The following is a 17,640-nucleotide window of genomic DNA, read 5'->3' as shown; positions in this document are numbered from 1 at the left end:
TTACTTGTGCCTGGCACTTTACCTTCTGGCAATTCATTATTTGGTACTTTTCCTTTACCATCTTTTCCAATTGTAATTGTAATTGGATGATCCTTATCTTTACCTGGTATTTCTACCGTAGTTCCTGGTGGATATGTTCCTCCTCCTGGTCTCTGCGGTGTTACTATAACGTCACCTGTCTTAGGATCTTGTTCCAACTCAACTGTTGGTGTCTTACGTGCTGGCGTAGTTACATCAACTGGTTGTGATGGTCTCTTATTCGGTTCTGTTACTGTTCCTGTTCCCGGTTTAGCATCTTTTGGAAGTTTGTCATTTGGTACTTCACCTGAACCATTGTCACCGATTGTTACTGTGATTGTTGTTCCATTTTCTCCTGGAATTTCTACCTTGCTACCTGATGGGTAGGTTGTGCCATCTGGTTTCTTAGGCGTTACAATCGCATTTCCATTTGGTTGTTGAGTAATCTCAATCTTACCTGGTTTTTCAGTTACTGGTGTTTCTGGTGTTACCTTAGCTGGTGTTGTTACCTTAGGAACTTCCACTGATGGTTTTCCTGGTACTGTAATCTTGCTTGTGCCTGGTACTTTTTCTTCTGGTAAATCTTTATTTGGTACTTTTCCTTTACCGCCTGCTCCAATTATTACAACGATTGGTGTTCCATTTTTACCCGGTATTTCTACCTTCGTATTTTCTGGATATAATGTTCCATCTGGTTTCTTAGGCGTTACTGTAACTTCACCAGTATCTGGATCTTGGTCCAATTCTACTGTTGGGATGAGCTTAGATGGAGTCGTTACATTCGGAACTTCCACTGATGGTTTTCCTGGTACTGTAATCTTGCTTGTGCCTGGTACTTTTTCTTCTGGTAACTCACTATTTGGTACTTTACCTTTTCCATCTTTTCCAATTGTAATTGTGATTGGATGATCCTTATCTTTACCCGGTATTTCTACCTTCGTATTTTCTGGATATAATGTTCCATCTGGTTTCTTAGGTGTTACTGTAACTTCACCAGTATCTGGATCTTGTTGTAACTCTACTGTTGGGATAAGCTTAGATGGAGTCGTTACATTCGGAACTTCCACTGATGGTTTTCCTGGTACTGTAATCTTACTTGTGCCTGGCACTTTACCTTCTGGCAATTCATTATTTGGTACTTTTCCTTTACCATCTTTTCCAATTGTAATTGTAATTGGATGATCCTTATCTTTACCTGGTATTTCTACCTTCGTATTTTCTGGATATAATTTTCCATCTGGTTTCTTAGGCGTTACTGTAACTTCACCAGTATCTGGATCTTGGTCCAATTCTACTGTTGGGATGAGCTTAGATGGAGTCGTTACATTCGGAACTTCCACTGATGGTTTTCCTGGTACTGTAATCTTGCTTGTGCCTGGTACTTTTCCTTCTGGTAACTCACTATTTGGTACTTTACCTTTTCCATCTTTTCCAATTGTAATTGTAATTGGATGATCCTTATCTTTACCCGGTATTTCTACCTTCGTATTTTCTGGATACAATGTTCCATCTGGTTTCTTAGGTGTTACTGTAACGTCTCCTGTATTTGGATCTTGATCTAATACTAAGGCTGGTGTTAAGCGAGCTGGGGTTTCTACAGTAACTTTTTCTGGTGTTTTTCCTGTACCAGGCTCAGTAATTGTTCCTGTTCCTGATATTTTTCCGTCTGGTAAATCTTTATTTGGTACTTTTCCTTTACCGCCTGCTCCAATTATTACAACGATTGGTGTTCCATTTTTACCCGGTATTTCTACCTTCGTATTTTCTGGATATAATGTTCCATCTGGTTTCTTAGGCGTTACTGTTACTTCTCCTGTATCTGGATCTTGTTGTAATTCTACCGTTGGTGTCTTACGGGCTGGTGTTGTTACACTTACTGGTCGTGATGGTTTCTTATTCGGTTCTGTTACTGTTCCACGACCTGGTTTAGCTTCTTTTGGAAGTTTATCATTTGGAACTTCTCCAGAACCATCTTTTCCTATCGTTACTTCAATAGTTTTTCCATCTTCTCCTGGGATTTCAACCTTAGTTCCTTGCGGGTATATTCCTCCACCTGGTTTCTTAGGTGTTACAATAGCATCTCCATTTTCCTTACGAGTAATTGCTATATCTGTTGGAGCTTCTGTTTCTGGTAAAGTTGGATCAATGCGTTTCGGTGTTTCTACTTTAACTTCTTCAGGGGTTTTACCTTTTTCTGTAATTTTACCTATTCCTGGTGTTTTCCCTTCAGGTAAATCGTTATTTGAAACTTTTCCTGTTCCATCTTTTCCGATTGTAATTATGATTGGATGATCCTTATCTTTACCCGGTATTTCTACCTTCGTATTTTCTGGATATAATGTTCCATCTGGTTTCTTAGGTGTTACAGAAACATCTCCTGTTTTTGGATCTTGTTCTAACTCTATTGTTGATGGTTTACGAGCGGGTGTTGTTACATTCACAGGTTTCGATGGTTCTTTATTTGGTTCCTTTACGATACCTTTACCTGATACTTCTCCTTTTGGAAGTTTATCATTTGGAACTGTTCCTGAACCGTCATTTCCAATCTCTACCTCTATTGTTGTATTATTATCACCTGGAATAACTACCTTAGTTCCTGATGGATATGTTCCTCCACCTGGTTTCGTTGGCGTTACGATTGCATCACCATTTTCTTTACGAGTAATTCCTATAGTTGGAGTTTGAGTCGTAGGAGCTTTTGGATCTGTTCCGTTTTTCTTCTCTTCCTCATCTGGAATTCCATCATTATCATCATCTTTATCTGTAATGTCTGGATCTCCATCCCCATCAGTATCTCTTAATACATTCACAATAACATCTTTCGTAACTGGCGTATCTCCTTCGTGAGTTACAGTTACTTTGATAGTTACATCACGATGTTCTTCTATTCTATCCCAGTCTTTAATATCTGGTGTTCCAGTAACTTTTCCTTCACTATTCACCGTTAAACCATTTACTGTTGGTGCAGTAATTGTACTATTTGATTTATTTGGTGTTACTACTACTTTACTTGTGTACTTAGCTTTTTCTCTTGCATTTTCTGGTTTTCCAAATGCAACTTCTAACGGTTTACCTACAGTAGCTTTAGCTGGCTGACTTGGTAGTCCTGTTAATTTACTTGTTACTTGAGCTGTTATTGGTGAACCATCTTTAACTTTATCTGCTGGAATTGTCACTTTACCATTTGCATCAACAGCAATTGTTGGATCAGAACTTGTCCAAGTTCCATCTCCAGCTTTTGTTACTGTTACTGTTTTAGACGTATTATCTTCACCTGTATATGTGATAGTTGTAGTTCCTTCTCCAGTTAATATCGGTGTAATTTCTACAGTTCCGTTTTCTTTTGGTGTAACTGTTGGAGCTTGTGGTTTCACTTTAACAATTACATCTGTTGTTTCTGTTGAACCATCTTCATAAGTAATCGTCACTGGAATTGTCTGCTTACTATCCGGAGTTACATTTGGTAATGGTGATGTTTTTTCCACTACACTCCTAATCTTCGTTGCTGCGAAATCTTTAGTTTCAGTTCCATCTACTAATCCAGTAACCCCTGTTTTTCCTGATAAATCATCTCTTGAAAGTGGTGAGCCTGCTTCTTTTACAATATCAACCTTAGTTACAGTATGAGATTTAGGTGTATATGTCGTATTATCAGAATCTACAGCTGAACCACCTGTACCTTTTGTTGCTTTGGCAGTAACACTAGTTCCTACTAATTTTTTAGGAATTTCTAGTGAACCATTGTGGAATACTAGACCTGCTTTTGGAGTTTCAAGTTCCCATCCAGAATCTTTCTTCACTAGTGTTACAGTCCCATCTGTTAATGGAATCGTTACTTTGTCCCCATCTGTTGGTGGTGTTACTTTAACATTTCCATTTTGCCATTGTGAAATGGTTGGAGCTACCGGTTTAACGTGGAATGTTACAGGTCTTTCGACTGTAGCCGGTGCGTAAATTCTTACCTCCTTACCATCAATCGATTTTCTAACCCCTCCTCCATTAGGGAATTTAACCAGCGCTTTGTAGTCAGTTATCACCCCAGGTTTTGCCAATTCAGTTTCATTAGCAACTTCAGAATTTCCCTTCTTCCATTTGAATGACATACCAGTTGGATAGTATTTATCATTACCATCGGCATTTGGAGTATCTACTACTTTTACATTGTAATGTGAATCACCTAATTGTGTATTTAGCGGAACTGTTTTCGGAGTTTCTTTTACTTCAACATCTACAACTGTATACTTAAATTTATACGTATTTGTATTATTTAAAGCATCTTTTACAACTACACTACCTTCATGATCTCCTAAAGTAGCCGTATTCGTAGCTGTTGCATTTCCTAATTCTACTTTTACATCTGTACCATCTTTAGACCAGTTTCCTGATTTTTCAATTTTTGTTCCATTTGAAATACCAGATACACTTAGATTAGTTACATTACTCTTATCATCACTAACTCTAATTGTTGGATTAAATGTTGCACCTTTGAATACTACAAATTTTGCAGTTGTATTAATATCATTTGTCAATGTTAATCCATCCATTGTAGCTGTTGGAGCTGATGTGTCTGATTTAGTTAAAGGAATTTCAATATCTTCAGTCGAAAGGTCAGGATACTTAATTGTTGCACCAATATAATATGTCCCGTCTGGTTTTTTCTTAATTTCCCCACGGTCTTTCATTGTAAGTTCTAGATCTTTTGTCTTACCATTAATTTTCACTTCGCCACGAATTGCTGTGAAATTAAGATCTAACTTAGGCTTCATGGCATTAAATTCTGCATCACTAAGTTTTGCGCCTTTACCAGTTACATCTTTGTCAAGCTGTTGTGTTCCTACTTTTGGAACATATTTTTCAGCTTGCGTTAACACTTTAAATACTACACGTGTTGGATTAGATGCGACATTATCTTGATTTCTTAATTCATTTCCAGTAGCATCTGTTGCTACATAGTATCTTGTAACAATTTCTTTACCATTAGTCCATTTGTTACCATGATCAGATTTATTCGTCTTATCAAGAGTTCCAGTAACCATAATATCTTTAGGAGCTGTTAGTTCTGGGCCATTATTTGTTTTCAATAATTTTCCTTCATAAGATAGTCCATAATCTAAATCATTCATATTATTATCTTTAGATGATAGTCTTGATTCGATTAACTTGTTAGAATTATCTGTAACTGTCCCTAATCTAAAGTTGTTACTTTCTGTCGGAGTCACGTAAACTGTACGGAATCCATTCTCAACAGTAGTATTCTTTTCATCAAATTCAAATTTAGGAGGTGTTTTATCCCCTGCTTTTGAATTTACTGTTGCTGGATTGCTTTCTACATGGTCACTTGTTTCGGATTTGGCAGTAATTGGAGCAGAATCTTTGATAGCTCTATCTTTAATCGTTACTTTCCCTGTAGTTTTATCAATCGTCACACCGTCATCTGGTGCGTTATTCAGTGTCCATCCATCCTTAGTTTTTGTTGCTGTTATTTTTCTTGAAGAATTATTCGGATCATTATAAGTGAAATTAAATGAATTTACATTCTTTTCATTAACTGGTGTTACTGTAACATCCCCATTTTCTTGAGGTGTTACAGTTGGTGCTGTTGGTTTTACTCGGAATTCAATATCTCTAGAAATATAAGCACGTCCATGGATTTCCTTGATATTATCTCCTGTCGCATTTGTTGCAGTAACTGATTCACCGTTTGTTGGTACATATGTTGTTGGATAGAATGCAGCTGCTTTTACAGTATATTTACCAGGATCTGTATACGTTAAGTTTGTCTTATACTCTGTACCTCTGATAAAGCGGAATGTCATACCACTTGGGAATAATCTATCACTTCTTTGTGATCCATCATTTACTGTTAAGTAATTATTTGCATCTCCTACTGGTCGGTTTAATTCCACTTCTCTAGAAATTTTAGCAACGCCTGTTTGTGCAGAAACACCTTGTTCAAAGTCAAGGTCTAACACACGAACACGGAATTTCACTTCTTTATGGTTACCTTGGTTAACATTTCCATCTGCCGCATCAGATACTTTTAACGTAACTGTTGAAATACCTAATGGAGCATCAGCATCAACACGACCACGAACTGTATAACTTCCTTGAGCTTTTTCAGTTTTATCTGATTCTTTAATTGTTACATTAGAATGTGCAGAAGCATTTTCATTGAACCAAACACCTTTAGGGACTCCAGAAACAAGCTGAATATTTACTTTACCAGCTGCATTGTTATCGTAATATTTTAAAGGCAACTCAATATTTGCACCGCGATAAACATCAATAGTTGGTGCTTTTGAAATATCATCCGTTAATGTTGTTTCAGCATTATTTCTTGTTTTATCGACAATTTTCACAGTTGGTGGCTGTGTATCACGTTCAGGCGTTGGAATTACAGGTGCACTAAATTCTGAATCTACTGTAGTATCTTTTACTGTTGTTTTAGCTTTAATCGCTGTTGACGGTAATACTCCAGATACATTAATAGTAGCTGTTCGACCACTTGTTGTTCCTTTTCCGATAACTTCATTTCCACTATATAATGTCACTGTAGAACCATCAGGAACTCCTTCCTTTACATCCACTACTACTTTTTGCCCTTTTTTGCCCGCTTTTTCATTTACAGAATTTTGGTCAATTACAGGTGTTTTAGGCTTAACATTTAATGTAACTGTTCCGTCTGAACCAGAACCTGGATTTTCTGAACTTGTACCATCTTGATATCTTGCAATTACTTTATATTTGAATACTCCAGCTGTAGTAGCTGTACTTGCTGGCTTGACACCCTTTTCCCAACTCCAAGTCATACCTGCAGGGAATGGTTTACTCTCTTTATGTGTAACGTAACCTGAATTTGCAGGATCATCTGGATTTCCTAAAGGGTCTCCTACTGTTTTTGTAACAGTCAATCCTTGAATTGGGTTTAATTGTGCATCTGGTTTACTTTCCAACCTCGTTCCAGAAGCCGCATACACATATGCCTGAGTCGCAGTAATAGATTTTCCTTCCTTAGCAGTTACCGCCATAGTTCCTGCTCTTTGAGCTTGCTCATCCGTAACATCATCTCTTAAACGCATCTTAACATGATATTTATAAGCGTAATTTTGTCCACCGCTTACCGTTAATACGTGAGAATATGACAAATCAGGATAAGATCCATTTGGATTATTATTTAATCGAATAATACGATTTAGGTCTGGATTATTTTCTAAATCTTTCAACATTTCTTGTCGTTTACTATTATTATTCGGACCACCATCTAATTGATAAAGACTAATTCGGTCTCCCCATTGTCTTCTCGTACTATCATCCTGATTAGTTCTATTTCTCAAAACCTTTTCAAGTGCATTATACGTGTCTACTTTAGTAAAATTTCCATGATTTTCAGAAAGTCTTCCTGCTCCTGCGTGATTTCGATAACGTTCATAGTAAGCCTCAGCAATGGTATCTCCTACATATTTACCACCTTTATATAAAATATCACGAGGAGGGTAGAACCAAAATGCATTTCCTCTTGACCCATTCAAAGCATGACCATCATTTTGGAAGTAAACATCATAAGTAATATATTTCTTATTACCTTCCTTACTATATCTTGCGGTCATAAATGTTTTATCAATTGTTCGAGCACGTGCACCAGTAGTTGTTCCACCACCATCAAATTTATCCTCTGAAATATACTCTTTAACATTGTACAACGCACCTTCTACGCGTACATCATTTGCTCTAAAGCTAACCCCTTCACCCATTCTTTGACCATTACGTGAGTCATGAGATCCAGTATTAGCAATCGTATTTTTTCCTTCTTTTACTACTTTTTCAGGGGCATTAGCCTTCGGCATTGAAGATAATACAAACAGTTTTTCATTAAGTTTTTTAGCTACTGCATCAATTTCAGCTTGTGTCAACTCAAGACTATTGTTATTAAGTACACTATTAGCTTTTTCTAAATCTGCTTGAATTGCAGCAAGGGTCGAAGCTGGAGCTTTTTCTTTGTTGACTTTATCCAAGAGTTCTTGAACTTTTGTAATACTAGCTTGTAACTGAAACTTATCTAATGTTTGTTTCTCCGTCACTTTATCACCACTAGCATCTTTAGTTACAGTTATGGTGCTAGTAGATGTGCCGTTATTTAGAGGATTAGCCTCTACGGCTTCTTTATTTTCAGATGTTTTCTCTCTTTCCTTAGTTTCCTTGGCTACCTCAACTTTTTCAGTTTCCTTGGTTTCCTCATTTTTTGATTTTGGAGCAGACTCTATCAGAGGCGATTTCTCCTCACTTGGATTCGCTGCGCCTATGGCAGGTTGGTTTTTAGCATCTACAACATCCGCACTAACGGCATGCGCACCCAAAAACATCAGTGCAGCTACAGCTACTGAAGCCGCACCGAAACTATACTTACGAATAGAAAAGCGCAAAACTTTTTCACGTTGATGACGCTTGATTCTATTGAGTGAATTTGATTTATTTTCCATTGTTCCTCCTTATGTTAAAACACAAATTCAAATTAAAAAGCAATATTCCCTCTAGGAATAAAACAATAAAAACCACTATGATGGACATTTGGCATCACAGCTATCACAGTTCAATTATAACATTTTTAACATATTCAATCAATCAAAATGGTATAAATATAGCTGTTTTCAAGAAATTTCAAGAAATTCCAAGAAAGCGCAACCAACAAGGATATAATAATTAAAAATAAGTATCCATAACAATAGATATCCAACCCTTAATTTTAGAACATCCTTCAAACGTCTCCTGTAAATATAAACTTATATTATTTAAAAATAAAATTCATAAACTTACGGCTTATAAACAAAAATATGATAGTTTTAATTAAAAAACCAATTATTTATTCATTATGCTTATCATTTCAAAGTATATCCTTATACAACGATATTTCTTGAATAGACTATCAACAAAAGTGGAACTTTGATTTCAAATGAGTATAGTGGATTGAAGCTAGAGTAGTATAAGACAACTTCTAATTCATTTTATACTTCTCTTCAAACCACGTTAACGTCACCTTGCCGTAGATATATGTAACTGACTTCGTCAATCTTATCTACAACCTCAAAGCAGTGCTTTGATCAACCTGCGGCTAGTTTCCTAGTTTGCTCTTTGATTTTCATTGAGTATTAGAAATTTATCTAAGTCCTCTAATCGATTTGTGCACATTTTATTTCAACCCACTATCTCTTAGTACGATTATTGATATCTACTTTTTCGAGAATATAATAACAGCCTTGCACCTCTTGAAATGAGGAACAAGGCTGTTTCTTGATCTTTTACATTCATTGTCCACTTAACAATGAACAGTTCATATTTTGACTACATTTTTACTCTAGTCTTCTTTTTTCTTTCCAAGAGCAAGTCCGAGACCGCCTAATATACCAAGAAGTCCTAGAGATGCAAGAGTCGCATTTGATTCTGTTCCTGTATTTGGCAATACATTTTGAGAATCTTTTGATTTAACTCCATTATCAATAGCATCTGTAGTATTTTCTTGATTTGCATTCGGAGTAACTGCATTTGGAGTTGGAGTAGCTGGTGTTGGTGTAGGTGCATCTTGACCAGAACCTCCATTAGTATCTGCTGTAACTGGAGTTGCTGGAGTTGGAATTGTTGGTGCAGGTGTATCTTGACCAGAATTTCCATTAGTATCAGGTGTCACTGGCGCAACTGGAGTTGGAGTTGTTAGCTCAGGTGTATCTTGACCAGAATCTTCATTAGTATCTGGTGTGACTGGAATTGTATTTGTAGTTCCACTTACTTTGTTGAAAATGTAGGTAATTGCTGGTTCATTTTCAGCAATCACAGTTCGTACAAATTCATATCCTGGAATTGATCCATGTTCAGCATCCTTTTCATTACCTGTCTTAAGGGATGGTTTCAACACATTTCCAGATTCATCAATCCAGCGAACCTCAATCATTAGCTCTGGCAATTCAATTGAATCCGGTAATACACCGTTTTCAGCTGTTACCTTAGGTGGAGTTGATGGAATTGGAGTTGGAGTTCCACTTACTTTGCTGAAAATGTGGGTCATGACGGGTTCATTTTCAGCAATCATTGTTCTTACAAATTCATATCCAGGAATTGATCCATGTTCAGTATCCTTTTCACTACCTGTCTTAAGGGATGGTTTCAACACATTTCCAGCTTCATCAATCCATCGAACCTCAATCATTAGCTCTGGCAATTCAATTGAATCCGGTAATACACCATTTTCAAAAATTGTTACCTTAGGAACTTCCACAGATGGTTTACCTGGTTCTGTAATCTTACCTGTACCTGGTACTTTACCTTCTGGTAATTCACTGTTTGGTACTTTACCTTTACCATCTTCACCGATTGTGACTGTGATTGGCTTGTCGCCTTTAACTGGAATTTCTACAGTAGTTCCTGGTGGGTAGGTTGAGCCATCTGGTTTCTTAGGTGTTACTGTAACGTCACCTGTCTTAGGATTTTGTTCTAACTCTACTGTTGGTTCTTTCCTTGTTCCATAAGTTCGAACAGTTGTTGGAGTTACCTTACCTGTTTTTGGATCAACTTCATAGGTAGTGGTATCAATTACATCGAGACCTTCAGAATCTTTAGATTGTTCAACCTTAGTTTTTGCACCAACTTTAACGATTGTCTTACCTGCTGGGCTGACTACTGGGTTATCAACGTGTTCTGTAATATGACCGTCGTTTGAATCTACATCGTACGTGGTTGTAGTAACTGTTTTACCTTTTTTACCCTCAGTACGCTCATCTGGTGTACCGAATTCTTTTTCAACATCTTTAACATATTCCACTTCTGGTTCAATCGGCATTTCTACGACTTTGTCTTTGGCACCAACTTTAACGACTGTATTCGTTGGTTCTTTCGTACGAACTGGCTTGCCTACTGTTGGAGTAATAGCTCCTGTCTTCGGATCTACTGTGTACGTTGTGGTGATGGTTTCTTCTCCAGGAGTTCCTTCTTTTCTAACTGGTTCTGAATCTTTGTCACGACTATCATCTTTTTCATAGACAACAGGGGATGGTACAGGTCTTGTCTCAGTCGTTGATTCTTTGCTGGTTCCATAAGTTCGAACCGTTGTTGGAGTTACCTTACCTGTTTTTGGATCAACTTCATAAGTAGTGGTATCGATCACATCACGACCTTCAGGATCTTTAGATTGTTCAACCTTAGTTTTAGCTCCTACTTTAACAATTGTCTTACCTACTGGGGTGACGACTGGGGTGCCAACGTGCTCTGTAATATGACCGTCCGTTGGATCTACATCGTAAGTGGTTGTAGTAACTGTTTTACCTTTTTCACCCTCAGTACGCTCATCTGGTGTACCGAAGTCTTTTTCAACATCTTTAACGTATTCCACTTCTGGTTCAATCGGCGTTTCTACGACTTTGTCTTTGGCACCAACTTTAACGACTTTTGGTACCATTTCTGTTCTACTAACGATCGGTGTTCCATCCGTTACCGTACCATTAGTTTCATTAACAAGTGTTGATGTTGTTGTTACTACCTTACCTTCAGATCCATTATTAGTGACCGTATTAGTTCCTACATCTTTGGTTTTATCTGCTTCATACCGTGTTGTTACCGGAATTATTTTGGTTACGACTTTGGATTTGACGCCATTTGGACTGGCAATGTCTTTCCTTACTGTTGGAGTAAGGACACCTGTGCTTGCATTCACTTCGTAAGTTGTAGTCTTCTTAACAACGTCATCGCCGTCTTTTAGGTATTCAACCTCATCTTTAGCTGGCACTTTGACCACTGTCGGAGTTGACGATTTGATAACTGGTTGGCCTTCATGCGGAATAAGACTACCGTCTGCAGGGTTAACAGTATAGGTTGTGGTTACTGTACTTGTTCCTAGTGTACCAGCTGTTGTTACATTAGCTTCACCTTTAGCTCTTGTGGCGTCTTTTTCATAACGAACACTTGGCTCGATTTGCTTAACAATAACTGTTGATTTGGCACCATTTGGACTGACAATGTCTTTCCTTACTGTTGGTGTCAAGTCACCTGTACTTGCATTGACTTGGTAGCTGGTTGTCTTCTTAACAACATCATCGCCTTCTTTGAGGTATTCAACCTCGTCTTTAGCTGGCACCTTGACCACTGTAGGAGTCGAAGGGATGGTAACAGGTTGGCCTTCATGCGGAATAAGTCTACCATCTGTAGGTTTAACTGTATAGGTTGTGGTTACTGTACTTGTTCCTGGTGTACCAGCTGTTGTTACATTAGCTTCACCTTTGGCTTTTGTGGCGTCTTTTTCATAACGAACACTTGGCTCTATTGATGTAACGATAACTTTAGATTTAGCGCCATTTCGCTTGAAGATTTCTGTTGTCTCTGTTGGAGTAAGGTTACCTGTACTCGCATTGACCGCGTAAGTTATGGTTTTCTTAACAACGTCATCGCCTTCTTTGAGATATTCAACCTCATCTTTGGCTGGCACCTTGACCACTGTCGGAGTTGAAGGTTTGATAACTGGTTGTCCTTCATGCGAAACAAGGCTACCATCTGTAGGATTAACAGTATAAGTTGTAGTTACTGTACTTGTCCCTGGAGTACCAGCTGTTGTTACATTAGCTTCACCTTTAGCTCTTGTGGCGTCTTTTTCATAACGAACACTTGGCTCAAGTGGCGTAACCACAACTGTTGATTTAGCACCATTTCTCTTGAAGATTTCTGTTGTCTCTGTTGGAGTCAGGTCACCTGTACTTGCATCGACTTGGTAGCTGGTTGTCTTCTTAATAACGTCATCGCCTTCTTTGAGGTATTCAATCTCATCTTTGGCTGGGACCTTGACCACTGTAGGAGTCGAAGGGATGGTAACAGGTTGGCCTTCATGCGGAATAAGGCTACCATCTGTCGGATTCACAGTATAAGTTGTAGTTACTGTGTTTGTCCCTGGAGTACCAGATACTGTGACTTTTGATCCTCCTTTAGCCTTCGTGGAGTCTTTCTCATAACGTACACTTGGCTGTATTGGCGTAACCACAACCTTAGATTTAGCACCATCTTTCTTGAACACTTCATCAAGTGTATTTTTAGTAATCTGTCCTGTATCAGGATCTTTCATACTCACAGTTGTTGACTTAATGATGTCATCTCCGCGTTTACTATATACAGCAGTTTCTCCAACTTTTTCTACAGATTTAACTGTTGTAATTTTTTTATCTTGATAACCTGTCCCATCTAAAGAAATTCGTTTCCCAGATATAAACTCTGATCGTCTATTAATCATATCGGCTTCAAAATAAGAACGTGAACTATGACCTCCACTGGTTCGTCCAACATTTATAACAACATCACTATCATTGCTGACACCTTTTCTTATCGTCGAATCATTATCAACAATATAATGAGTCAATTTCCCTGACTTAGCTATTTTTTTGCTATCTAAACCTTTCTGCCAAAAGTCACGACCAGAAACCAAACTTGTCACTACTTTTGGGGCATTAAATGTTGTTCCTTTTTTTAATACATTATTATAAAAGTTTCTATAAGTCTGCTGTTCTTTAGGAGACATGACCCTGCTGTCAGAATATGCCAACTGATAGGCTTCAACCATTGCCCGTTGTACTAAATATCCTCCTAAAGAATGGCCTGTCAAATAAAGATTGGTAATACTCTTATCTTTGGCTAGTTCACGCATGATATTTTCTGCATCTTTCCCTTGTTGAGGATTGCTTCCTGTTCCAAGTCTTATATCAGCTCCTATATCTTTGGCATCACTTGTTCCACGAAAGGCTAATACTTGTGCAGTTCCATTTGGTAAATATGAAAAATCACTCTTAGTTTCATACAAAACAGCATCTAGTCCACTGGAGGTATGGTAACTTTTCTTCCTTTCCCAATAAGGCCCCAATTCCTTATTCATCATCATATACTCATAACGTGGTCTACTGTCACCATTCTTTTTATATAACTCTGATTCTGTTAAGGGTTTCTTATGATCCAGCACTCTATCAATATAATTATCATCACGGTAGGACAATTCCATGAACATAATCATATCGCGCTCACTGACGTTCCATTTTAATTTTTCATCTGGTTTTTCTTTACTGTCAATAATACCATCACCATCAGTATCTTCTAATAAGGGATGACTATTATAGCCTACATACTTTTTCCCGTCTTTTTCATAAATATAAAGTTCTTCTTTATCCTTCAAGTAGTCATTATCTGTATAAGATTCTGGACTTAATTGAGGGCCGTTTAACAATAAACTATCAAGCTTATTACCTTCTGAACCGATTACTCCTGCTTTTATTTGCTTAGCATACTCATCAGTTAATTCATACTTTTTAACCTCGGAAGGATTCGATGCTGCTCTCACCGCTGGAGTGCTTGATCTGTCTTCACCCGCCACGAAATCCCTTGTGGTCAAGCTATTATTTTCCTTATCCCCAGATCTGACGGGTTCTGTAGTCCTTGTAGATCCTATTGGAACATCTCTGGTATCTAACTCAGAAGAAGTATTATTTTGATTACCTGGTATAGGTTGCACTTCTTCTCTTTTCTCCACAGAAGGTAGAGAATTTTCCGTAGAAGCAAGCACTCCCTGAGATGGTGTAAACAAGGCAATTCCTATTAATACAGAAGCCACTCCAACAGAAAACTTTCGAATCGAAAAACGTTGACGTTTATTAAAAATATCTTTCATTTTACCAACTTTCTTTCTAACTATTTTTTTACAAAATAGAGGGTTCTAATATTTTGCCTTGACAGAAAACTAGATCATTTCTTGACTAAAATTTTAGAGCTTTTCCTCTACTTGATTATAAGCTACTACATTGATTTCTAATCATAGAAAAATGGATTGCTTAATATTACTAAAATATCAGTAAAATATAAAAAAATGTAAATATTTTACTTTCAACACTGCCATTATACCATAAAAAATCATAACACTCATGTGTTTTAAAAAAGGTTTGTCAAAAAGTTTTCAAAATCAAAAAACGCATAATATCAGGTCTTGAAAACCTTAATACTATGCGTTTTATCTTATACAATTTACTAGATTTGCAACTACTATTGGATTTTTATCCAACTCTGTCAAATCTAGATTTTTTCTTCTTTGATATCAATCACAATCTCTTCTGCTTGGTCAAGAATTTCTGCCTTTTCTTGCCATTGCTCCTTGAGGTTATTGAATTGATTTTTTGATGCTTCTGTTGCTTGACGAGCACATGATTTGGCTTGAGCAAGTACACTGTCCACAGTGATTTCACCTGACTCTACCTGTTCTTTGGTTTTCAGAACAAAATCTGTAGCCTGCTCCTTAACTTCTGTCAGTTTTTCACAGACTTGCTCCTTGGCATACTCAGGATCTTCTCTCAAATCATCTAGAAAATCTTGAGCCTGACTGCAAACTTGTTTGCCCTTGTCGCTTGTTAAAAACAAGGCAAGAGCTGCACCTGAAACGGTTCCTAAAAGGATTGAGGATAGTTTACCCATAAGGATTCTCCTTTTTTATTTTTTGAAAAATTTACTTGCAAGACGAAGAGCTGACAGACTTGCACCAGTCTTGAGTGTTTTTGAACCTGCTGATGAAGCTTTCTTGCTCAAGACACGCGCATGGTCATTGAGGTCTGAAACAGATAGGGATAAATCTGCAACAGCACTGAAGAGTGGATCAATCGTTGCCACCTTGACATTGATATCATCTGCCAAGACATTAACCTTAGCCAGCAATTCATTGGTATGATGCAAGGTCACATCCACATCTGAAGTTAAGGTTTTAATCGTCTTCTCTGTTTCATCGATAACACGGCCAAGCTTTTGTACAGTAATGATTAGATAGACTAAAAAGACAATCAAAGCTAGGGCAACAAGAATATATGCAACTTCTAACATTTAGTTTTCCTCCTCTGAAATATAGTAAGGGGCCTTCTTTCGATTTTGATATAGAATGATAAAAATACCAAGACCGATAAGGACAACTGATAGCCATTGAGACACTCGAAGACCAAAGAACATGAGACTATCTGTCCGCATACCTTCGATGACCATACGACCGAAACCATACCAAATCAAATAGAAAGCAGTGATATGACCTCGTCTAAGGCTCTTCCATTTTCGTCTAAAAATCAGAATCAAGGCAAATCCAAGAAGATTCCATAGAGACTCATAAAGGAAGGTTGGCTGACGATAGCTCCCCTCAATATACATCTGGTCACGAATAAAGCCAGGTAGATAATCCAGATTATCCACTGCTGCACCATAGGCTTCTTGGTTAAAGAAATTGCCCCAGCGACCCAAACTTTGGGCAATCATGACGCTAGGCGCCGCAATATCTAGGAAATCCCAAGTATTGATGAGTTTACGATCAGCAAAGATATAGAGTACAATAGCCCCAGTTATCAAACCACCGTAAAAAGCCAAACCACCATTCCAAATGGCAAAAATTTCTCCCAAGTTCTGACTATAGTAATCAAAACGGAAAATAACATAATAGAGACGTGCTCCTAAAATAGCCAAAGGAAAGGCTATCAAGATAAAATCTAAAATATCGTCTGGTATGATCTTCTTTCTAGGTGCTTCTTTCATGGTCAAATAAACCGCAAGAATCAAGCCTGTCACAATACACAAGGCATACCAACGAATGGCTAGAGGGCCTAGATGAATAGCAATTGGATCAAGCATTAGGCACCTCGTTTTGAGCAATAAGATTGGTCAAGCGTTCTTCGAACAAACGAGTCGCATCAAAGCCCATTTCCTTGGCACGATAGTTCATAGCAGCAGCCTCAATCACAACAGAAATATTACGACCTGTTTTAACTGGAATACGAATACGAGGAATAGATACGCCAGAAATTTTAAGTTCCTCTGCATTGTTTCCAAGACGATCAAAGGTTTTATGTGTATCGTAATTTTCCAAATAAACAGCCAACTGGACTTGTGAAGAATCCTTGACGGCACTCGCACCGTAGAGGCTCATAACATCGATAATCCCAACCCCACGAATTTCAATCAGGTGTCTCAAGATTTCAGCCGGTTCACCCCAAAGGGTAATCTCGTCCTTGGCAAAGATGTCTACGCGATCATCTGCTACCAAGCGGTGACCACGTTTGACAAGCTCTAGACCTGTCTCACTTTTACCAATTCCACTATCGCCCTGAATCAAGACACCCATACCATAGATATCCATCAAGACACCGTGCACACTGGTACGTTCTGCCAAACGAGAATCCAAATAGCTAGATAACTCTCCAGACAATCGACTGGTCGCCGTACGGCTAGTTAAAATAGCAATCTTACATTCTCTAGCTGCCTTTAGCATCTCCTCAGGAACCACCAAACCACGAGCAACAATAACCGCAGGTGTCTCAGGTAGAAACATTTTTTTCAAGACTTGGTAACGGTTGTGAGAGGACATCGAAACGAGATAGGACCACTCCTTCATTCCCAAGAGCTGGATTCGCTCAGGCGTATAATAGTCAAAATAGCCCGTCATTTCAAGACCAGGTCGCGTAATGTCCGCGGTATTAATTTCCTTTTCAAGTAATTCTGGTTCGCCATAGACAATGTCTAGTCTAAGCTTTTCAATCACTTCTTTTACTAAAACCGACATCATTTCCTCCTTCAAATGATTTCTTCTCTCTATTA

The 17,640-nt window shown here is 38.0% G+C and carries 6 protein-coding genes; all 6 read right to left on the bottom strand.

Annotated elements, in window-relative coordinates; translation table 11 throughout:
- Positions 1 to 8,495: YSIRK-type signal peptide-containing protein (locus CYK18_RS07630; RefSeq protein WP_142374386.1), on the bottom strand; the 8,495-nt coding region annotated here is incomplete at its 3' end.
- 872 nt (positions 8,496 to 9,367) lie between these two features.
- A complete protein-coding gene (locus CYK18_RS07625) occupies positions 9,368 to 14,695 on the bottom strand; it encodes a G5 domain-containing protein (RefSeq protein WP_101785939.1) in 5,328 nt (1,775 codons plus the stop codon).
- Positions 14,696 to 15,093: 398 nt separating this feature from the next.
- The gene (locus CYK18_RS07620) at positions 15,094 to 15,489 is read right to left on the bottom strand and encodes a YtxH domain-containing protein (protein WP_101785937.1); all 396 of its coding nucleotides are present in this window, start codon (positions 15,487 to 15,489) and stop codon (positions 15,094 to 15,096) included.
- A gap of 15 nt (positions 15,490 to 15,504) precedes the next feature.
- Positions 15,505 to 15,888, bottom strand: coding sequence for a DUF948 domain-containing protein (locus tag CYK18_RS07615; RefSeq protein WP_000895040.1), 384 nt, complete (start codon positions 15,886 to 15,888; stop codon positions 15,505 to 15,507).
- Complete coding sequence (gene lgt / locus CYK18_RS07610) at positions 15,889 to 16,677, bottom strand: prolipoprotein diacylglyceryl transferase (protein ID WP_101785935.1); 789 nt, start codon at positions 16,675 to 16,677, stop codon at positions 15,889 to 15,891.
- A complete protein-coding gene (hprK, locus tag CYK18_RS07605; RefSeq protein ID WP_024057508.1) occupies positions 16,670 to 17,605 on the bottom strand; it encodes an HPr(Ser) kinase/phosphatase in 936 nt (311 codons plus the stop codon). The genes lgt and hprK overlap by 8 nt, the downstream gene beginning before the upstream one ends.
- Positions 17,606 to 17,640: the final 35 nt, after the last annotated feature.

This window comes from Streptococcus mitis (assembly GCF_002860865.1).
Taxonomy (GTDB): Bacteria; Bacillota; Bacilli; order Lactobacillales; family Streptococcaceae; genus Streptococcus; species Streptococcus mitis_AT.
The sequence above is the reverse complement of the archived record's forward strand: the minus strand, read 5'-3'. Positions and strand labels throughout refer to the sequence as shown.

Bases quoted from the DNA above. Each gene is read 5' to 3' on its own strand.
- CYK18_RS07625 (WP_101785939.1), bottom strand. From the start codon at position 14,695: ATGAAAGATATTTTTAATAAACGTCAACGTTTTTCGATTCGAAAGTTT.
- CYK18_RS07620 (WP_101785937.1), bottom strand. From the start codon at position 15,489: ATGGGTAAACTATCCTCAATCCTTTTAGGAACCGTTTCAGGTGCAGCT.
- CYK18_RS07615 (WP_000895040.1), bottom strand. From the start codon at position 15,888: ATGTTAGAAGTTGCATATATTCTTGTTGCCCTAGCTTTGATTGTCTTT.
- lgt (WP_101785935.1), bottom strand. From the start codon at position 16,677: ATGCTTGATCCAATTGCTATTCATCTAGGCCCTCTAGCCATTCGTTGG.
- hprK (WP_024057508.1), bottom strand. From the start codon at position 17,605: ATGTCGGTTTTAGTAAAAGAAGTGATTGAAAAGCTTAGACTAGACATT.